The sequence below is a fragment of the Oceanobacillus salinisoli genome (assembly GCF_009733865.1).
GTDB classification, from domain to species: domain Bacteria; phylum Bacillota; class Bacilli; order Bacillales; family Amphibacillaceae; genus Oceanobacillus; species Oceanobacillus salinisoli.
Map to the genome: position 1 here is coordinate 139,827 of NZ_WOFB01000015.1, position 20,937 is coordinate 160,763.

Consider the following 20,937-nt stretch of genomic DNA (forward strand, 5'->3'; position numbering starts at 1 on the left):
AAATGCATGGTTATATTACACTCTAACAAGGATTTCTCAGTGAGCTTCCATTTTAAAGAACTGACTCCAATTTCACATAAAGGAGGTGACGTATTAATGTACATTTTTTAAAAGACACTTTTCACAAAGTTTGTTGTTATTGAATTTACATAAACTACGAACTAGCGAAAGAATCACAATAGGCTAAAGGTCATACTTACCCAACGTGCAATAAAAGAACATTCCGTGATGTATCGGAATGCCAAGAGATATTGCTATATAATTATTCTTTTTCCCGTTTGATTCTTTCTTCATAACATTGGTTGCATAACAATTCCCCATTTACCTGTGCACCTTCAAAAAAGCCATTTTCACAATAAACATTTTTCCCGCACTTCAAACACGGTCCAATTAACTCCCGCATCCAATCCCCCCTTACACAACGTCTTTATTCTCATCTAAAACATAAAAGGTAACCCCTTTTTTGATGAGGTTACCTTCATGTGAGTGAGCAGAGTTTCAATGCAAATTCTCTTATTAAGTTGCATTCAGTAATGTTCTAGGTTGTTTATGGAATAAGAAGAATACCACCACAGCACTTAAAATAAAGGATGGTAACATGTATGAACCATTATAAATCAAGGAATATAACCAAGCCGGCTGCCCTTCCACTGCTGAGCCAAAGAATACAATACCTGCAGCATAATGAGCGAAAAAGCGTAAAACTGACCCGAGAAACACACCTAGTGTTATATATGTTAAATAAGCTTTCGTATTACCTTCTTTAACATTTTTTTGGATTTGCTTTGCGAAAACACCGGCAAAACCAAGTACGGTAAAGGCTAATGCATAATCAATAAATCCTTGAACTGGATGTATAACATACGCACCAGTGGCAAACTGTAGAATTCCCCATAGAAAACCGGAAAGTAAACCACCCTTTAATCCCCAGCGAAACGCGACAATAAATATCGGAATCATTGCAAACGATACAGATCCACCCTGTGCCCAAATTTTAAAGGAAATCGGTAAAATATCAAGTAATAGGGCTAAGGCTGTAAAGATAGCAACTTCTACTAAAAACAAGATCTTTTTTGACTTCATGCAAGTCTCCCCCTGTTCATAACTATTTTTTTACCAACAAAAAAAGCAATGCCAAGGGGAAGCTCCTGATGGGATCCGTTTTAAAAACAGACATGCTCCGCTCACATTGCAAAATTTATCCATCAAAAAACCACCAATCCCTACGCTAGTACTAACTAACAGGTTCTAAGGGTCTGAACATAGGCGTGTTTCCATTTCCAGCTTCTGTCTATGTTCACTCTCAGCCAATTGGCTCCCCCTGTTGGCTTTTATTTAATTGCTTTTTTCGTCATTCATATTGTACGCTTCTTTTCCAGCAATTACAACAAAAAAACATGTTAAATAACAGCTCTATTCCATTTTGTGAAGCTTAAATAATTAGAATAATTCTATAATTTCCTCATTCCTGCTCGATAAAGAATTTGAAACCCCCGAGAAATCCCAGGATGCATCAAATTTTTGCAGCCGAATAACATTCACTGGAAAAACCTTAAAAATATATACTTAATTAATATTTTTTTAATTAAAACTTATTGACTTTAGCTTATTCTGATTTTATACTTAATAACATAAAGTAACTAACGCAAATTAATTTATGGAGGGATGAACAATGGCTAAATCTAAATGGACAGTAGACGCAGTACACAGTGAAATAGGATTTTCAGTAAAGCATATGATGATTTCAAAAGCAAAAGGAACTTTCGAAAAATATGATGCAGTAATTGAGGCAGACCCAGCAGATTTAACTGATTCTACAGTAGAGATTACAATTGATGCATCAAGTGTTAATACGCGTAATGAAGGGCGGGACGACCACTTACGCTCCGCAGACTTCTTTGATGTAGAAAATCATCCAAGCATTACGTTTAAAGCAACAGACATAAAGAAATCTTCTGATTCCAACTATGATCTTACTGGAGATTTAACCATTCGCGGAACAACAAAACCGGTAACTGTTGATGTAACGTTTGAAGGAATTAGCAAAGACCCAATGAGTGGAGACACCGTTGCCGGATTCAGTGGAGAAGCAAAAATTAATCGTAAAGATTACGGACTTACTTGGAATGCTGCTGTAGAGACTGGTGGAGTACTTGTTGCTGATGAAGTAAAAATTAACTTTGAACTAGAATTGCATAAACAGGATTAATCATATACCAACAAATTTTTCTGTAATCCTATAACTGGAATAACGCGGGAAGAAAATATATCCTAATTATAAAAGAAGTTAAATCTCCATGTTGGAATTTAACTTCTTTTTTTCTTATAGTGCGTGTTCAAAAAGGAGAATGAAAAGGACCGAGAAGTTCGAGACGGTGAAGCTTTGAGTAGCGGAACGTATGCAGTTAATACGTGAGCAACGGAAAAGCGAGCCAACGAGCTTCCACAGGATGTGGTGACTTCGACGTTCGACACAGGACGTGTCGGTACTTAGTCGAAGGTCCCCTTTCGATGTGTCCTTTTCACCGGACTTTTTGAACATCCTCTTATAATATAAATATGGAGGTGAATCTAGGATGATTGTATACTACGACAGCTATTGCAAACTATGTACAACATCATCGACAGTATGGGGAAAATTGGATTGGAAAAATAAACTCTCCTTTGAGTCATTTCGACATTTAAAAGATTATCCCATCGAAATGGAAAAAAGTCTTCATGTTTTTCATAATGGAAAATGGTATAAGGGTTACGATGCAATTATACAGATTGCTAAGATACTACCATTATTGTGGCTATTAATTCCAGCCATGTATTTATTTAAAATACTTGGTTTAGGTGATGTCATCTACAATCAAATTGCTAAAAAGCGAAAACTCGTTCCAGTTAATCAATGTCATCCAGGAGAATCTTGTCATATTTCTTCTACTCACCAGTAAAGTTTTCTGCTTCCTCCGATGAGTATATCGAAACAATCATTTTTCCATGTTCTGCTTTTGCACGAATTAAGATTGGTTCATTATATAAATTCTTAAACACAAAATCAGGCCCCCACCAGCTTACTGTAGCATCACGTCCTGGTGGAACATAGGGAACGCTTCTACTATGTGCATAACGCTCGATAACTTGAATCCCCTTCAGATCGACAGCATTAAAAAGTGTTGAGGAAACCTGGCAAATCCCTCCGCCAATATCTTCTGATAACTCCCCCCTTACAATAACAGGTGCACGTTTATACCCTTTTTCAGTCGTACGTTCTCCAACCACATCATTAAAAGAAAAGGTTTCACCAGGAAAGAGGACTGTATTATTAATTGCTTCTGCTGCTAATGCTATATTATGCGCTCTTTCCTTATTATTTTTTTTGTAAAAGGTAGCATAACTCCCCAATTGACGTACACTGATTTCTTTTAACAGTCCACTATCTACCTCTGCATACACCTTACCTGCAGGGACCCGAAACTTCTCCTTTTTATCACTATAAAAGTGCTCTCGAAAAAGGTATTCAAATCGCTCTCTATCTAATGTTACACCTGGCTGCTCTGGAATTATTTCATTATTTTCTGCAAATTGCGCATCAACTGGTTTCTTGTATAAAGCCCTCTCCAGGTTCTTCATTAATAGTTCTAATTTCACCTCATCAATAAAGATGGAATCAATATAAGCTAAATAATATTGGTCAATTTCAACCTTCTCCAGCCATATTTCATTGTCTTCTTCCACTTCGAACACTTCGTTATCCATCGGGGCTATAAATAATAAGGATAAAAATAAAGCAAACATTTTCTTCACCTCCAACTTTAGTATGAAACAAAGCATTCGATTCATGTAATAAAATTGTAAAGAACACTAAATCTCGATTTTTTCTTTCCTTATGTTGTTTTGAGCCTCGCAGTTGATATAAAATCCGACATAACTTCAGATAATGTTGGATCTTTATCTAACGCTACAGAAATATACTATGCTAGTTTTGTGCTTTTATCTTTCTGATATTTGATTTAGCTAACATAGTAAGCTGGTTAATCGGAGCGGAGGGCAGGCATTACTAAGGGAAAAGTACGTGTCTAAAGCCCCGCATGACAAGGAAAGAGCCTCGGCAGTGTTACATCGTACGCAGAAAAAGTGGGTTTCCTTTCGAAGAGCTGAAGCCGTTCCCTAAGGTGTGCGACTGCCCGTAGCAAAATCGGGCAGTGCGCTAACTTGCGGTGTACTCAATATATTAATGGCAGGCGACCATCCTGGAAGACGCCTTTTGTTAAAAAAACCATCCAGCACGGTGGCTGGATGGTTTTTAATTACCCGTATGAAATTAATGGAAGTCTCTTGTATCTTCTAAGTAGTCACTAGCTACTCTATACCCTACTATTGCAGCTAGCACAAGCAGCAAACCGTATAAGAAATTTTTCATTAAAATTACCTCCTCAATTTGCAACAAATTTATAGAGCGACATTTCTATTACGACTTGTAATTAGAATGGACGAAACTTACCTTTTTTAATAACTGTTTTTGGTCCACCAACTAAGAATAGTGTACGGTCATCTACTACCTTCTTCATAGCTGCTGCAGATTTACCTTTTACCTTCGTTCCTTGGAGGATATTTCCAATTCCATCAGTCATCCCCAGTGAGGCAACTGTACCTTTATCATGGAAAACAAAGTCTTTTAATGGTTCGTTGCGAATTAATGCTTTAATGTTTTCTGCTGCTACCACACCTTCTTGAGTAGCTAATTGGCCAGTAGGAGGATATGGTCTGCCTGATTCTTTGTCCATTACCCATGAACAATCACCTAAAGCAAAAATATTTTCTTCTCCTTGTATACGAAGGTCTGCGTCAACATTTACCTTTCCTTTGACTAATTCAAACCCGGATTTACCTAATACAGGATTTCCAGTTACACCGCCAGTCCATACCACGGTACCACCTTTAATCAACTCTTTATCATCACCAACAATAAAACCTTCTGAAGTACATTCAGAAATGGCTGCACCCATACGGAATTCAACACCGCGTGATTCAAGGGACTGAATCGCATAAGATACTAAGTCTTTATCAAACATTGGCAGGATGGATGGAGCTGCTTCCACATTAATAATACGAACTTTATTACGTGGAATATCATATTTCTTGCACAGTCTTGGTACTTCTTCTGCAAGTTCACCAACAAATTCAATACCCGTGAAACCACCGCCGCCAACAACAATATTTAAGGCGTCATCATCTGTAATTTCACCCGCACTATACTTCGCAAATTGATATTCAATATGCTCTGCAATTAATCGGCTTGATTCGATATCCTGGATGAAGAAGGAATGTTCTTCCATTCCTTTAATACCAAACGTGTTTGTTACAAAGCCAAGAGCAATTACAAGATAATCATATGTTACTTCACTATTTTCTAAAACAACACGTTGCTCATCTTTTTTGACTTCCACTACCGTATCATAAACTAAACGTACACGATTAGGGTTTACGACATCACTAACCATGAATCGTGCTTGATTAGGAGTAATTGTTCCAGCTGCTACTTCATGTAACCAAGTACTTTCGTAGTGGTAATTGTGTTTATTAATGAGGACTATTTCCGCTTCTTCTGGTGATAATTTTTTTGTTAAATGTCTAGTTGTCACTAATCCCGCATAACCAGCGCCGAGTACAACTATTTTTGGCTTACTCATGAAAACTCCACCTTTCTATTTTGGTCATATGTACTTTCATAGTTAAATGTATAAGGGTTCACATTTATCTCTACATAAAATTAAACCGCTTATACGGTTAAAAGTAAAGTATAATTAATTTAACAATAATATCATACCAAACTTTTCACAATTAGGCTAATAATCATTTGCTTTTTGGGTAAAAAAGTAATATTTCAAAAACTTTATTTATCCATTAAAAGAGCTGTCTTAAAAGGTGGCTAACCTTCTAAAACAGCTCTATATTCAGCAACAATTAGAACACATCTCCGCGCTCTTGTGTTTGTTGACTCATTTCCTCTTTCCATTCTTCCACTCTATGTCTAATATCTTCGGCAACCTGATCTATTTCTGCTAGCTTCTCTGAGCGAAATTCACTGATTATATCCAGTTTATTTCGGTATTCCTCTATGACGAGGTCTGACACTTGCTCAATAATTTGCTGATCAGCCAATCCCTCTACACGCATAATTTGTACTGCCTGATCATACCTTGATTTTTCGGTTTTTATAATTTCTCTTATTTGATTTAGATCAACATCAAACCGATTGTATTCATCAAGTACTTCCCATGGTCCTGGCGCTTGTGTCTGAGCCCATGCTATATCTATATATGTTGGTAACCATTTTTCCTCTATAGTTGATTTCAATTCCTCTGCATTATCTGCGGGATAGTACGTACCATTTCCTCCAACAGATACTTGTTTCAGTTGTTCTTCAGCATCTTTATCGACATCAAAACCAATAATATTAACCGTTCTATCCTTATCTTCGTTTATAAATGCTTCCGCTTCCTGAGCAGGATCTCCATCACATGTATCTACTCCACCACTTACAATATAAACCGCTACAGCTTCCGAACTATCCATACTTATTTCTGATGCCCTTTGGATAGCTCCTGCTAATGGCGTATAACCTTTACTTTCAAATGTAGTTAAGGATTGTTCAAACTCTTCCTTGTTATAATCACCCATTGGATATATTTCTTCAATTCCATTACATGATAATTCTTTATCTGACTCAGATTCAGACCCTTTATGGCCATAAACAACTACCGAGATTTCATTTTCCCTGCCAATAACTTCTCCAAGTTGCTTCACAGCATCCTTGGCGATATCCAGCTTTATACGCCCATCTACTGATAAAAGCATGCTGGAACTTGCATCAAGCAATATAATCGCCTTACCTGTATTTGAAGTAGATATCTCATCTTTATCGTCTATACCAGGGTTTGGTAAATACGGTTCTTCAAAATCAGGAACAAAATTCTCCGCTTTTTCAATTGCCTCCTGATAATTTGGCGAACCTAGCAAATAGACAATCCCGCTATAAATTTCATACGGATCCTGTGTATGTCCTATTAAACTATCTAATTCATGCATCATTTCTATAATTTGTTCTGAACTCAACGGATCACTGGTCGTATTTTCTACTTCATTATCAATGGAAATATCTTTAACTAATAGGCCTCCCTGTTGTGCCTTTAATACATCCAAAGTATCGATTAGAGAGACAGTCTGCAAATCACTTACAAACCTTTCATCCAATTCAACTTCTACCATTTCTTCATCACTGGAGGGCTCGTCTTCAGCTGTTCCATCCTCATTCTTCATTTCACTTTGGTCGTTATTTTCATTATCCGGATCCACCGTTATGGATGTAGTTTCCTCACTACTGCAAGCCGCCAAAAATAAGATAAATATAAAAAAAATAATTGCTAACCTTTGATTAAACATTTTCTCCCTCCAATCAAATCCTCCCACAAGTAGAAGATGGAAATAAAATACTTTCTTGTCAATATTACATAACTACTAAAAATGTTGCAACCTAAATCTAAGGACTAAATCCATTACAACAACTAAGGATTAAGCTATTCTCATATAATGTAATATGTTTTTTAATATCTCGAGCCTAAAACATTTAAAACTGCTGATATAAATGAGTGCTATAAATTTTATAGGTTCCAACGAGCAAGTAATCTAACTTCCTATGCTGGAGAATTTATATAATTGAGAGTAAATAAAAGCCTGTATCTATACTTTTATTATAAGATATGGAAACATGCAATATGACTAAGAACGGGTGAAAAGTGAAATAATTGGCAATGTATAATTAAAGCATTTTCCTAACCGTTGAATTGTTCGTGAACATAGTAAAAAATGATTTTATTTTTTAAATTCCATTTGCCAGCTGTAATAACCACTATCCGTATTTTTGACATAGCTTAAAAATGCATTGAACTTTTTACCGTTCTTACTTGTCAATCCCCTCACATAAGCCTTATTACCTTTTAAAATTTGTTTCACCATTGTTTTATTTGGTTTCTTTTTCATCGTTTGCAAATATTTATCATTCTTCCAAATAACAAATTTGCATCCGCTTTTCCAATTGCTGCAGCCAAATCCTTTCTTTCCTTCTATAATTTTACCACCGCATTGCGGGCATTTCCCTAGAACTTCATTGGATGATTGTTTTATAGTAACCTCATTAATAATGACTTCCTTTGAATTTTTTATCGTTTCTACAGACTCTTTTGTAAAATGAAAAATGGTTGTCAAAAATTGTTTTTTGCTAGCTTCTCCTTTCTGAATATCAGAAAGGACTTTTTCCAATCGACCAGTAAACTCCAAATCGAACAACTGCTGGACTGGAAAAGTCTCCACTAATTTACATCCAAGTGTCGTACAGGAAAGATTTTTACCAGTACTTGAAATATAGCCAACATCTTTTAATTTCTTAATCGTTTCTGCTCTCGTTGCTGGGGTACCAATACTAAACCCTGTTAAGATACTGCCAAGCATTTCCTCAATCTCTTCTTCTTCCTTATAACTTTTACCACAAGTTTCCATTACACGAAGAAGCGTTTTCTCTGTATGGGGCTTAGGTGGTTTCGTCACATGTTTGGTCACCTTAGAATCTGTTACTAGAACAGTTTCATTCAATTGGACAGCTGGCAATATTGCATCTTTAGACTGGATATTTTCGACTTTTTTCCAGCCTTCAATCAGCTGTACTCTTCCTTTTGAATGAAATGCGCCCTTTACTTCGCCATCATCCATTTTCATCATTAATTTTGTTTCCTCATACTCCGCGATGGGCATAAACTGCATAATAAACCGATTCCTAATGGCGTTGTAGACAATAGATTCATCCTTTGTTAAACGCTTAGGTTTCAAATATGTAGGAATGATGGCACTATGGCTCTCTACTTTTGCGTTATTAAACACCCGTTTTGATTTCATAAACTTAATTTCATCGTTAAAAGGAAAATCAAGTGCATGTGTTTTTAATACGTTTGCCGTCTTTCCCACTAAACTCTCCTCCAAGGCATTACTCGATGTTCTTGGATAGGTAATTAACTTTTTCTCATAAAGGGATTGAGCAACCTTTAATACTTTATCGGAAGTCCAGCCTTTATATTTATTAGTGATGTATCCCTGCAAATTGGAGAGGTTAAATAAAAATGGTGGAAACTCTTTCTTTTTCTGTACTTGCTTATCGGTAACAATCGCTTGTTTTCCTTGAATGATACGATGTAATTCTTCTAAACGATCCTTTTGCTTAAATTTATCTTCTTTATCTTCCGTATACGTTCCTTCATATGTCTCTTCTCCACTGGTCTGAAAGGTTGCCTGCAATTTAAAATAATCTTCCGGAACAAATTTCTCGATTTCCTTGTCACGGTCATAAATAATTTTTAATGTAGGTAACAGCACACGACCTATATTTAATGCTTTACCCTGCCCTTTCTGATATTTCAGCGTTGCTACAGAAGTTAGATTGATCCCAATCACCCAATCAGCCCACTGTCTGCTGATACCAGCATCCCTTAATGGCTTCATGGTTTGATTCGGCTTGATTTGTTCCAGCCCCTGAATGACTTCAGCTGGTGTCCATTCATTTAATAATAATCGGTACACTGGCTTTGTTTGGCTTCCACCACGATAAATAATGCTGTCACCAATCAACTGGCCTTCACGATCATAATCACATGCAGATATAATAGCATCCACATCTCGTCTTTTTATTAATTGATGAATGATTTTCAGCTGTTTAGCGACACCGCCATCCGTTTGTTTCCGGTTTCTTGGGTTACTCTTCACTTTATATTGGAACTCTTTAGGAATAAATGGGAAGTTTTCCATTTCCCAACGGGCCATTTTACTGTCATAATCTTTGGCATCATACAGTTCAACTAAATGCCCAAATGCCCATGTTATTACATATTCCGTACCCTCAAAATAGCCATCTTTCTTTACTGTATTTTTTAATGCATCGGCAATATTTTTAGCGACAGAGGGTTTTTCAGCAAGAATTAGTTTCATGTTCATCACCTATTCTATTAATTTATATGGAATATATAGGAAGAAGGAAAAGACGCAGGAGGCCTCGGAGTATTTAAGATTTTATTACATTCTACCACAGTATAACAAAAAATTAACAATATAGGATGCAGATAAATATAATAAAACTAGGTTAAGAGACTGGGACATTATTAAAACAAGCAGTTTTAACTAATGCAACAATATGTTAGAAATTCACTATACCTAACTAGTGAAGGAGCATATGGAAACTTCTTCGGGATAAGTGGCCAAAGTGAGACACCAAAGAGCGACTTTTAAGGAACAAAAGCTTTTACTAAACAGCCTTATAAATTGAATCTTCAATCGTGGTATTTTCTTGTCCGCCATTGATTTTCAGATGAACGAATAAAGAGTTTAGTGCTGCCCATTCCCTACTTATAATTTCTTGCAGTAGAGTTCTTGCAACCAGTTAAACACCTGATTAGAAAAACTAACACATTCGCTCGTCCATTTAGTGAGTGTGTTAGTTTTTCTTATACTTATACTTAGGACATTAAAATTTTAGCTACCTCCAATGCCCTTCTTTACCTTAAATGTTATACTTTCCTAACTTGTAAAAAGAAAAAATCCGAACTAATTAGAATCTTAAATGAAGAGTTTTGAATCATAGTTCGAATTTTTCTTTAACTATAACTATTTTATCTCAGTCCACTTACTATTTTGTATCTGGATCTGGTAAATCATCTGACTTTCTTATTGCCCATGGTGGTGTATCAAATATATAAGGGGGTGCGGGCTGAAGCACAGGTTTGGGAGCCAGAGGAACAGGATCTTGTACGTAATTGAACGTTCCACATCCGTCCATACTTGGACCATGCGCCCAGCGTCCTTCTGCACTTTCATTACCCATGGATAAGTTAAACAATGTGTATGAAACTTCCTGCTTTTCCAGCTCTCTAGGGAAAGTGCTTGGTACAACGATGTTTTCTTTCTCTTCCAATTCTCTTAATGCTGCATACCATTGATTCTGATGCATCGTATCCCTCGCTAATAACCAGGAAAGCATATCCTTAACACCACGGTCATTCGTCATTTCGTATAGACGAGCAACTTGCAAACGACCTTGTGATTCTGCATTTAAGTTCGCACGGAAATCCGCTATTAAATTCCCGCTTGCAATAATGTAATTAGCTGTCCAGCGATTACCGTTACTATCTGCAGGCATTGCTCCTAAACCAGAAACAATTTTATGCTGCACATTTTCCCCACCCAATATTGCTGCCACAATGGGATCCTTTGCGGCATCCTCCAGCTCAATATCAGGCGCTCCATCTAATAATCTCGCAATCATAGTTGCTAGCATTTCGATATGTGCCAGTTCCTCTGCACCTGTATCCATTAATAAATCTTTATATTTACCATTTCCACGGACACTCCACCCTTGGAATAAATATTGCATGGCAACAGAGATTTCCCCAAACTGTCCACCAAGGACTTCCTGGAGCCTTCTTGCATAAGTAGGATCGGGACGTTCTGGTTTTGAATGATATTGCAATTCTTTCACATGGTAAAACAAGCTTGCCACTTCCTTTGCAATTTTTTATAACTACCCGCTCACTATATTAGATATTCACCCATCCCCGAAAAGATGAAGGATTTTAGGCAATTAGGTATTTTCATCATTATTTCAAGAAAATTCCGTTTTCCTCTTGCGTCATTACACAGTTTCATGTAAAGTATTAAATTATAATAAAATTAAAAAATAATAATAAATGATTTTCTTATCAAGAGAGACGGAGGGACTGGCCCAATGATGTCTCAGCAACCGGCCATATTGCATGGCACTGGTGCTAATTCCAGTAGGTATCCCAAAAGATAGCTAGCAGATAAGAAGAGTGTTTAGTCATTTTAGGCCCTCTTCTTTGTGAAAAGGGCCTTTTTAACATGAATATTGGAGGAATAAACGGATGTCAAACAAAGGGTTAGAAACTAAATTGGTACAGCTTGGCAATAAAAGTGATGTAAAAACAGGTGCGGTAAATCCACCTATTTATCTGTCTACTGCCTATCAGCATCAAGGGTTAGGATAATCCACAGGATACGATTATACGCGTACGATAAATCCAACCCGTACTATTCTAGAGGAGGGAATTGCGACTTTGGAAGAAGGAGATGCCGGATTTGCCTGTAGTTCAGGAATGGCAGCCATTCAATTAGTCCTTTCCCTGTTTAAATCAGGCGACCACTTTATCGTAGCCGAAGATATTTATGGTGGAACGTATCGATTGCTTGACCAATATGCAAGGAATTACGATATATTAACTTCTTATTCAACCTTTGAAGATACAGAAGAAACGGAAAACCTAATTACATCAAAAACCAAAGCATTATTTATTGAGACACCTACCAATCCGTTAATGCAGGAATTAGATATCAAGCAATATGCAGATTTAGCACAGAGACATAATCTGCTATTAATTGTTGATAATACCTTCTTAACACCCTATCTTCAGCAGCCCATCACTTTAGGAGCAGATATTGTTATACATAGTGCGACTAAATATATTGGAGGACATAATGATGTCTTAGCTGGTTTAGTTGTAGCAAAGGGGGAAGAATTATGTGAGAAGCTCACAACCAATCATAATGCATCTGGTGCTATTCTATCGCCTTTCGATTGTTGGTTGTTATTAGAGGCTTAAAAACTCTGGCTTTAAGAATGAATAAACATGAAGAAAATGCAAAATATATAGCAAACTATTTAGAACAGCATCGTAAAGTTACCAAGGTGCTATTTCCAAACAAAGGTGGTATGCTTTCCTTCTGTTTAAAAGAAAGTAAATGGGTTGATGCATTTCTCAGAAACCTGCAATTAATCGTTTTTGCCGAAAGTTTAGGTGGCGTAGAAAGTTTCATTACCTATCCATCCACCCAAACCCATGCAGATATACCAAAAGAAGAAAGAGAAAAACGAGGGATTAATAATCAATTACTTCGTTTTTCTGTGGGAATAGAACAAGCGGAGGACTTAAAGGCTGATTTGGAACAGACATTAGAAAAATTAAAATAAATTCCATAGTACATTCTGCTTCCATCAACTTAAATTTAGATTAATTCGATGGACGCCTATTTCAGAATAGATAAATTATAATCAGTTGAACGTTGCAAACGTCCTGCTATTTCAATAAATTCTTCATGGGAAATACTTGGGGCATAATCTTTCGGTACCTCTTCATAATCTGGAACTGGTAACCTTTTGGTGAGCTAGAAAACTTCAACCTGGTCACCTGTTTTTGGATGCGTACCTTTCCAATTCTTTAAAATATCTCAATAATCTTCTTTACTAAGGTATATAGCCTAGTATGAACTCTTTCTTATATTTCCGAGCCATATCAAAAACACGGTTATCTAGTTGGGAACTGGAAGCATTTTGGTTATATCTACCCTAGTTGCCACTTCCAACGCCCAAGATAAGCATGTCCACGAACAAGCAAATACCCTATCATTTCCTTTGAGTGCTCTGTCCTTTTATATACACGTATCTTATGGGTACGGGCCCCAATCTCAAGAAAATAATTTATCCAAAAGATCATAAACTAAGTTTCCACTATTACATACCATTGTTCCCTGTACACAGTCTACCATGGGAATCACCTGGTTTAGCACTTTGGACTGTATCAATAAAAAGATAATAAATTGGTTTATCCTTAGAATTGCGAAGTGGTGTGAAATTTGGATTCGCTGCAGGGAATGTACTTCCTTCCATCATAATGATAATCACAACCGCCTCTTCTGTTTAATAAATTTCATACGTTTTTAAATATGGAAAAGGATAGCTGTCTAATTACCTATTTTTTACTAGAACAAAAGACTTATAGGTTAATGCTTATACAAGTTTAGTTTTATTGGCATAGAATACATTAAAACCTATCCTCAAAATAACAGCAATCTACACTTTATTTTCCCAATAGTCTCTTTAGAACACCAAAATTTAGGCATTATTATGTGCGCTAGTCCCTTACTTTTATTTGGTATAAATAATAAACTAATTAAGGAAGGTAGACTTACCCATTTTTGGGTAGATATTTTATTAAGTAAGGAGGAATATCTCAGTTGAGTTCAGTCATCTATATTTCAAAACGGAGAAGGAAGGATAAACACTGCCACTATGACTCCAAAGAAAAACATCACTGTGATTGCAAAAAGACTCACCATTGTGACTCGAAAGAAAAACATCACTGCGATTGTAAAAAGACTCACCATTGTGACTCGAAAGAAAAACATCACTGCGATTGCAAAAAGACTCACCATTGCGACTGCAAAGAAAAAGATCACTGCGATTGCAAAAAAGATCATAAATCAAAGTGCAAGGGCTGTATTTGTCAAATAATTAAGGATTTTATTGGTAAAGAGGTCTTCATTCGAACAGAATCCGGTGATGTAATTGACGGTACCATTCTTGATTTCGATAAAAAAACATGCTGTGTAAAAATTCTCAGTCCAGAAATGCTGTCACCAATGGAACCAGCGGAGAAAACCATCATTAGTTGTAAAGATATCGAGAGTATTACTTTTGTAGTCCGAGAAAAAGTTCACCCCTAAAAGTATTTACTGAATACCACTACCTATGGCTGATTCAACTTTGTTTCAGCCTTTCTTTTTTGTTATCCGTATAAATCTCAGTCGACTATACTATCCACATACACCGAAAATTCATTGGTGTGAATTAATTCTATGCATTTTCTTAGTAACCTATTGTTGGAAGAATCAGAGGTATGGTGATTAGGGGAATCATACCTTATATAAACATAATTCATCCTCGATGTGGAGTATAACGGAATTCCCTTACTCTTACAAAGTTGCTGAAATTGCACGTCCTCCCCTAAGTTAACATGAGGAAACTTGATCTTTTCGAGGATTCCTTTTTTAAACACAAATGTAGATCCCATTAAAAATTCCCTCTCATTCAAGTATCTGTTTTCCAATCTACTATTGTATTTACCTAGGATTTTTTGGTTATGAAAGTAAATATAAATGGAGGATTTTCCGATGACGGGTGAATTGGTTATTGTTAGCTCCTTAAACGCTTCAACTAAATAGTATGGGCCATAATAATCATCATCATCAAATTTTGCAATGTAGTCATATTTGGCTTTTTCTACTGCATAGTTTAAACATTCTCCTAATGTTAGTTTTTCACTTAATTTATAAACTGTAACATTTTCAAGTTCTGAGATTTTTTTTTCATAAATTTTACTATCTATTCCATCCTTATTTATAATAATAATTAATTCTTTTTCCAGATACCTTTGTGATAGATAATTGCCCAGAATATTATCTAAAAATCCTTTCCTATTCGTACATGTGATCACCGTAATCATGACTATCCCCCCTAATAATTATGAAAGAATTCATTTAAAATAACTTGTTTAATCAAAAAACCTATACAAATAAAGCACCTTATCCATAATATAAACCATATGATTTATGAATGGAGGTAGTATATATGGAGTCCAAAAAGACAAAGCATACTAGAGTTGGTGTAGTTGGACTCGGTTTTGTCGGGTTACCACTAGCACTTTTGTTAAACAAAAAAGGTTTCCATGTCACAGGCATTGATATAAATGATAAAAAAATCAATTCTCTAGTGAAAGGAACTAGTTATATAGATGATATACCTAATGAGAGCATTAAGAATGCACTAGACTCCGGAAAATTTACTGTTACCAAAAACTATGAAAGTGTTCAGTCATTGGATGCCATCATTATCTGTGTCCCAACACCATTAACCAAATACAAAACACCTGATTTAAGTTATATACAAGATGTAGCCTATAACCTGTACCCTCGTCTCACGAAGGGACAATTAGTGATACTAGAAAGTTCTACATTTCCAGGAACAACAAAGGAAATCCTAAAACCTATTCTTGAAAAGAGTAACCTCCGTGTTGGGGTTGATATTTTCCTTTGTTACTCTCCCGAACGTATTGACCCAGGCAATAAAGATACGGAGGTTGAAGCTGTACCAAAAGTTATAAGTGGTGTAACAAAAGCCTGCAGCTCTAAAATTGAAGAGCTGTATTCACAAATTTTTAATCATACTGTATCGGTATCCTCTACTGAGGTTGCTGAGTTTAGTAAACTACTAGAAAACAGTTTTCGATATGTTAATATCTCTTTTATAAATGAAATGGCTTTATTGAGTGATGGATTAAACATCGATTTATGGGAAGTAATTGATGCGGCTAGTACTAAACCATATGGGTTCACGCCATTTTATCCAGGCCCGGGTATCGGTGGGCATTGTATTCCTGTTGACCCTATTTATTTATCATGGAAAGCAAAGCAAGCAGGAATCCAAACAAATTTTATAGATTTATCGGATCGTATAAACACACAACTAACAGAGTACCTCACCTCTCAATTGATAAAGAACTTATCCGTCCAAAATCTGCAAAATAAAAACATCCTACTATATGGTCTTGCCTATAAAAAAGATATATCGGATTATCGAGAATCTCCTTCGATTTCTATAATGAAAGAACTACTTGAGATGGGAGCAAATGTAAGTTTCCACGATCCCTTTGTTTCGAAAATAGATATAAATGGTCAGGAATTTCAAAGTGTTGAACTAACCAAAGATACATTACAGCAAAATGATTGTATCGTGATACTAACTGATCATTCAGAAATACCTCTTGATTTAATTATAGAAAATTCATCGCTCATTTATGACACTCGTAATATTACAAAAAACTATAAAGAAAAAAGAAATATTATCCGATTTGGAAGTGGTTCTTTATGAAAATTCTAATAACGGGGGCAGCGGGGTTCATTGGTTCACACCTTGTCGCACAACTTCTTGCGAAGGGACATACAATCATATCATTAGATAATTTATCAACCGGTGAAAAAGCATATCTAGAGCCTTCTCTCTCACATGTAAACCATACGTTTGTATATGGATCCGTTTTAGATCGCAGTTTACTAATTGACTTAATGGATTCATGTGATGCTGTTATTCATCTTGCAGCTGTTTTAGGTGTTAAAAACCTCGTGAATAATCCATTAAAGGTAATTGAAGGAAACATTGACGGTACAAAAAATATCCTTGAAATTGCTTATGCTAAAAGGATTAAAGTAGTATTTGCATCCACTTCTGAAGTCTATGGGAAGAATGAGAAAATTCCATATACGGAAGACTCGGATCGGATATTAGGACCAGCTTCCAAAAACCGCTGGTGCTATGCCACGGCAAAGGCTTTAGATGAGCATCTGTGTTTTGCCTATGCGGAAAAAGGACTTCCTGTTACGATTATCCGCTATTTTAACGCATACGGTCCTCGAGCACAAACATCCGATTATGGAATGGTCATTCCGAAGTTTATCAAGCAAGCACTCAAAAGTCAGCCAATTACTGTATATGGAGACGGTACACAGACAAGATCATTTACCTATATTGATGACACGGTTCAAGGAACGATCCTATGTTTAGACAATAGATGGAATGGAGAAGTATTTAATATAGGACGACCGGAAGAAATCTCTATCAATGAACTTGCAGCAAAAATCAAGCAGATATGTCAATCTCATTCAGATATAGTCCATATACCTTATGAAGAGGTTTATGGAGATAAATATGAGGATACGAAACAAAGGGTTCCAGACATAACAAAATCTGAACAACTCCTCCAATTTAATCCATCGACTTCTATTGATAATGGTTTAAAGTGGACCATTGAATGGTACAAAAAAACAATCGATGGTAGGGAACAGTAATGAAAATACTGATAACTGGTGGAGCAGGTTTTATTGGATCCCATATAGTCGATGAATTATTACAAGAGAAAACGTATGAACTTGTTGTGGTAGATAATTTATTAACTGGAAATAAAAAGAATATCCCACCTAATGTAACGTTTTATCCAATAGATATTACAAACCAACAGGAAGTGGAAAGGGTTTTCGAAATAGAGATGCCAGATTACGTTATTCACCAGGCGGGACAGGTTGATGTAGCAACCTCTATTCAGAATCCTTTACATGATGCCAGCATTAATATCCTTGGAACCATTTCATTACTGAGTAACAGCCAAAAATATTCTGTAAAAAAATTTATTTACGCATCATCCTGTGCGGTATATGGAGAAACGAAAAATTCTAATATTTTAGAGAATACGAAGACATTTCCACTTTCTTTCTACGGTATATCCAAGTACACACCCGAACAATATATTGCATTATACAACAAAATCTATGGGCTCCCCTACACGATTTTGCGTTATGCAAATGTATACGGCCCTAGACAAAGGATTAAAGCAGAAGGTGGCGTCGTAGCTATATTTATTCATCATTTATTAAATGAAAAAAGTCCGCAAATTTTTGGTGATGGAATGCAGACAAGAGATTTTGTATATGTAAAAGATGTGGCTAAGGCTAATCATCTCGCCTTATTTAAAGGGGATAATCATGTTATCAATATTGGGTCGAACAACCAAACAACCATTAACGACCTTTACTCCCTGATTAAGGATTATACTTCCTCTTCTGTATCTCCAATATATAAAGCAAAAAGAGACGGGGATATAAGAAACAGCCAATTAGACAATACAAGGGCCAAACAGATATTAGGATGGAAACCAGCATACACGCTTGAAGAAGGTTTAAGGGAAACGATAAAGTATTATAAAAGTCAAAAAGCAGGGTGACCTGCTTTTTTTATTTTTATATTCACTTTTTAAACCTGCTAACTGTCTGTTCCAACAATGGGCTCAAAATCATCTGTAAAAGCTATTAATTTGCTCCCCTTAAAAAACTCCTCTTCCTCCTTTTTCCATGTATGGTATTTTGGATCTCTGCGAACAATAACAAAGTTTTCTTTATTGGTTGAATATATTTTAATGCCTTGTTTCTTGCATTCTTGTAAAAAATACCAGTCAATCGCTCTGTTTAAATTCATAAATTTTATTTTTTTAAATAGTTCTTTTCTATATACCAATGACGCACCTGCTACCCAGCCGGTATATCGATTCTCTGCATATTGCTTAAATAAGAGCAATGCTTTTTTATTTTGAAGATATAAATAATAACAGGCTTTTCCAACAACTGATACATCTGGGTGTTTGCGAAATTCTTCTACTACATGGCCAAGGTAGTAAGGTCCATAATAATCATCATCATCAAACTTTGCAATATACTCTCCCCGTGCTTTTTCTGTTGCAAAATTTAAACAGTCCCCCAGCGATACTTGCTCAGGCAACTGAAAGATCTTTATATTTTTACAATCTTTTGCTTTTGTTCTCCAATGTTGAATATCTATTTCATCCTTATTCAGGATGATGATGAGTTCCTTCTGCCCTATCTTTTGCCTGTCATAGTTTTGAAAAACGCTTTTCATAAATTCATCTCTCATCGTTACTGTAATGACGGAAATCATTTTACGGTGTCCTCCTTTTACGGTGTAACAAGTTTCTCAAATACAGTAACGAGATTGTTGTAATTTCCTAATTGTTCCATTTCGTTGATTTCTCTTTGGGTTTTTTTACTAATTTCAATACCGGTTGCATTTAATATGCCCTTGTGTTTTAAATCTAATTTCAATAGTAGAGCAACCGTTTGTAATAATGAATGAAAATCGTCTTTAAATGAGGAAAACTGATTTGGATATGCTTGTTCAAGTAATTTATACTCCTTCAGAGTTTCATGCATAGTTAATAAATCTATAATTTTTGCCATTTCTAAACCTAGTATTAATACATCAATTTCAGGGTGTAGTTGGGTAAATAAAAAATAGTTATTGGTTGCCTCATGCCATTTATTAAAAGAAATCGGATGCTCCTGATGGTAGCTAGTTATGTTATCACTAGCACGGAATATTCCACCACTCTTATATAATCGGTACCCTAATTCCCAATCTTCATAACCGTAACCCACGAATTGCTCATCAAACAGCCCAGCTTTATCTAACAGGTCTTTCCTTAATGAAACATTGCCGGTTAAGAAAGCCATCCATGGAAATTGAAAGCCTTCTAAACCATTACCAAAATGTTTAACTATTTCATCCGCGAAAAAACTCTTTTTAATTACAAGATTTTTGTATGCCTGCTGTTGAATATCTTTTCTCGTGATTAGTTTGAATGGTGCATCATCTTCCTTATGGGATTTATATATATTAAGCCTCTTGGAAAAGCGCTTCATTCTTTTCGTAAGGTTTTGAATATCTCTCATCTGTTTTCGGTTAAATTCTGGAAATATAAAGGAGTAGACCGCTTTATAATACATAGCGCCAGTAATTATAAGGTTTTCTTCTTCTTGATGGTGTAGCCAATGATTTTCTACCAGTTTAGAGTCTGCAAGCATTTCAGCGTCCAAAAATATAATAAGCTCTCCTTGTGCTGCTAGGATACCTGCATTTCTTGCCTTGGCTCTTCCTTGATTTTCTTCTTTTCTTATATACTTAAAATGGAAGGAGAAATTATTATTTTCAGGAATGGTAGGAGTATCATCTGTTGATGCATCATCGATTAGGATAACTTCCATTTTGGATGAATCAAAGGTTTGGTTTTCAAGGGAATAAAGTGTCATCAAATTAACAGGGTATTTATTATAGGAAGGGATGATTAAACTAACCTTGATTTTATTTTCGTCTTCCTTCATCACATGGTTAGACAATTTTTTTACCTCCAAACAATTATTTTAACGTTCTTTTTTTTCCGTTAATTCATTAACAAAAATGTATCTTCTACTTACTTATTAATGTATGTAGTCATACTGTAGCTTGTAAGGGCGTGTATCCTATATAGCTTATTTTCTACATACTACTTTCACTTTTTTAACCCTGAATTATTTCATAGAAAATCTTTAATAACCAAAAAATCGTATATGACAAAAAATTCAGTGAATTTGGTTGTATATTAAATAATTAAAAAAAGAATCCGT

At 35.7% G+C, this 20,937-nt stretch carries 17 protein-coding genes, 1 pseudogene and 2 riboswitches; of the genes and pseudogenes, 7 read left to right on the forward strand and 11 right to left on the reverse strand.

Annotated features, from left to right (window positions below):
- Positions 1 to 262 precede the first annotated feature (262 nt).
- Positions 263 to 403, reverse strand: a complete 141-nt coding sequence (locus GMJ66_RS20435) for a hypothetical protein (RefSeq protein ID WP_197046678.1) — start codon at positions 401 to 403, stop codon at positions 263 to 265.
- Between the two features lie 113 nt (positions 404 to 516).
- Positions 517 to 1,083 carry an energy-coupled thiamine transporter ThiT gene (gene thiT / locus GMJ66_RS11795; protein WP_156290521.1) on the reverse strand — a complete coding sequence of 189 codons (567 nt, stop codon included), beginning with the start codon at positions 1,081 to 1,083 and terminating at the stop codon, positions 517 to 519.
- Between the two features lie 119 nt (positions 1,084 to 1,202).
- A riboswitch (TPP riboswitch) is annotated at positions 1,203 to 1,332 on the reverse strand.
- A gap of 340 nt (positions 1,333 to 1,672) precedes the next feature.
- Here thiT and GMJ66_RS11800 point away from each other — a divergent pair.
- Both GMJ66_RS11800 and GMJ66_RS11805 read left to right on the forward strand, forming a co-directional pair.
- A complete protein-coding gene (locus tag GMJ66_RS11800; RefSeq protein WP_156290522.1) occupies positions 1,673 to 2,209 on the forward strand; it encodes a YceI family protein in 537 nt (178 codons plus the stop codon).
- 367 nt (positions 2,210 to 2,576) lie between these two features.
- The gene (locus tag GMJ66_RS11805) at positions 2,577 to 2,939 is read left to right on the forward strand and encodes a thiol-disulfide oxidoreductase DCC family protein (RefSeq protein WP_156290523.1); all 363 of its coding nucleotides are present in this window, start codon (positions 2,577 to 2,579) and stop codon (positions 2,937 to 2,939) included.
- Here the strand turns inward: GMJ66_RS11805 and GMJ66_RS11810 are convergent.
- The 5 genes from GMJ66_RS11810 to GMJ66_RS11830 all read right to left on the reverse strand — a co-directional run bounded on the left by GMJ66_RS11810 (position 2,926) and on the right by GMJ66_RS11830 (position 11,575).
- Positions 2,926 to 3,783, reverse strand: a complete 858-nt coding sequence (locus GMJ66_RS11810; protein WP_156290524.1) for a VanW family protein — start codon at positions 3,781 to 3,783, stop codon at positions 2,926 to 2,928. The two genes, GMJ66_RS11805 and GMJ66_RS11810, sit on opposite strands and share 14 nt — an antisense overlap.
- Positions 3,784 to 4,469: 686 nt before the next feature.
- Entirely contained in the window at positions 4,470 to 5,678 is a 1,209-nt protein-coding gene (locus GMJ66_RS11815; RefSeq protein WP_156290525.1) for an NAD(P)/FAD-dependent oxidoreductase, read from the reverse strand.
- Positions 5,679 to 5,952: 274 nt separating this feature from the next.
- Positions 5,953 to 7,431 carry a vWA domain-containing protein gene (locus tag GMJ66_RS11820; protein ID WP_156290526.1) on the reverse strand — a complete coding sequence of 493 codons (1,479 nt, stop codon included), beginning with the start codon at positions 7,429 to 7,431 and terminating at the stop codon, positions 5,953 to 5,955.
- 429 nt (positions 7,432 to 7,860) lie between these two features.
- Positions 7,861 to 10,020 carry a type IA DNA topoisomerase gene (locus tag GMJ66_RS11825; protein WP_156290527.1) on the reverse strand — a complete coding sequence of 720 codons (2,160 nt, stop codon included), beginning with the start codon at positions 10,018 to 10,020 and terminating at the stop codon, positions 7,861 to 7,863.
- A 694-nt stretch (positions 10,021 to 10,714) separates the two neighbouring features.
- Complete coding sequence (locus GMJ66_RS11830) at positions 10,715 to 11,575, reverse strand: manganese catalase family protein (RefSeq protein WP_156290528.1); 861 nt, start codon at positions 11,573 to 11,575, stop codon at positions 10,715 to 10,717.
- Between the two features lie 202 nt (positions 11,576 to 11,777).
- Positions 11,778 to 11,892: riboswitch (SAM riboswitch) on the forward strand.
- Positions 11,893 to 11,966: 74 nt separating this feature from the next.
- On the opposite strand from GMJ66_RS11830, the pseudogene GMJ66_RS11835 reads away from it, so the two are divergent.
- A pseudogene (locus GMJ66_RS11835) lies at positions 11,967 to 13,069 on the forward strand (methionine biosynthesis PLP-dependent protein).
- A 540-nt stretch (positions 13,070 to 13,609) separates the two neighbouring features.
- Here GMJ66_RS11835 and GMJ66_RS11845 read toward each other — a convergent pair.
- A complete protein-coding gene (locus GMJ66_RS11845; protein ID WP_156290530.1) occupies positions 13,610 to 13,780 on the reverse strand; it encodes a hypothetical protein in 171 nt (56 codons plus the stop codon).
- 387 nt (positions 13,781 to 14,167) lie between these two features.
- On the opposite strand from GMJ66_RS11845, the gene GMJ66_RS11850 reads away from it, so the two are divergent.
- Positions 14,168 to 14,389: a hypothetical protein gene (locus GMJ66_RS11850; protein WP_156290531.1), complete on the forward strand. Its 222-nt coding sequence runs from the start codon at positions 14,168 to 14,170 to the stop codon at positions 14,387 to 14,389.
- 289 nt (positions 14,390 to 14,678) lie between these two features.
- Here the strand turns inward: GMJ66_RS11850 and GMJ66_RS11855 are convergent, their stop codons facing one another.
- Positions 14,679 to 15,380 carry a glycosyltransferase gene (locus GMJ66_RS11855; RefSeq protein ID WP_156290532.1) on the reverse strand — a complete coding sequence of 234 codons (702 nt, stop codon included), beginning with the start codon at positions 15,378 to 15,380 and terminating at the stop codon, positions 14,679 to 14,681.
- 125 nt (positions 15,381 to 15,505) lie between these two features.
- Here GMJ66_RS11855 and GMJ66_RS11860 point away from each other — a divergent pair, with 125 nt between their 5' ends.
- Genes GMJ66_RS11860 through GMJ66_RS11870 form a run of 3 tightly spaced genes read left to right on the forward strand, consistent with a single transcriptional unit; the run spans position 15,506 to position 18,707 of the window.
- On the forward strand, positions 15,506 to 16,804 hold the full coding sequence (locus GMJ66_RS11860) for a nucleotide sugar dehydrogenase (protein WP_156290533.1): 1,299 nt from the start codon (positions 15,506 to 15,508) through the stop codon (positions 16,802 to 16,804).
- The gene (locus GMJ66_RS11865; protein ID WP_156290534.1) at positions 16,801 to 17,778 is read left to right on the forward strand and encodes an NAD-dependent epimerase/dehydratase family protein; all 978 of its coding nucleotides are present in this window, start codon (positions 16,801 to 16,803) and stop codon (positions 17,776 to 17,778) included. Before GMJ66_RS11860 ends, GMJ66_RS11865 begins: the two co-directional genes overlap by 4 nt.
- Positions 17,778 to 18,707, forward strand: coding sequence for an NAD-dependent epimerase/dehydratase family protein (locus GMJ66_RS11870; RefSeq protein ID WP_156290535.1), 930 nt, complete (start codon positions 17,778 to 17,780; stop codon positions 18,705 to 18,707). The genes GMJ66_RS11865 and GMJ66_RS11870 overlap by 1 nt, the downstream gene beginning before the upstream one ends.
- 38 nt (positions 18,708 to 18,745) lie before the next feature.
- Here GMJ66_RS11870 and GMJ66_RS11875 read toward each other — a convergent pair whose 3' ends face one another.
- Together GMJ66_RS11875 and GMJ66_RS11880 are read right to left on the reverse strand one after the other, a co-directional pair.
- The gene (locus GMJ66_RS11875; RefSeq protein WP_156290536.1) at positions 18,746 to 19,435 is read right to left on the reverse strand and encodes a glycosyltransferase; all 690 of its coding nucleotides are present in this window, start codon (positions 19,433 to 19,435) and stop codon (positions 18,746 to 18,748) included.
- A 17-nt stretch (positions 19,436 to 19,452) separates the two neighbouring features.
- On the reverse strand, positions 19,453 to 20,670 hold the full coding sequence (locus GMJ66_RS11880; protein WP_156290537.1) for a glycosyltransferase family 2 protein: 1,218 nt from the start codon (positions 20,668 to 20,670) through the stop codon (positions 19,453 to 19,455).
- Positions 20,671 to 20,937: the final 267 nt, after the last annotated feature.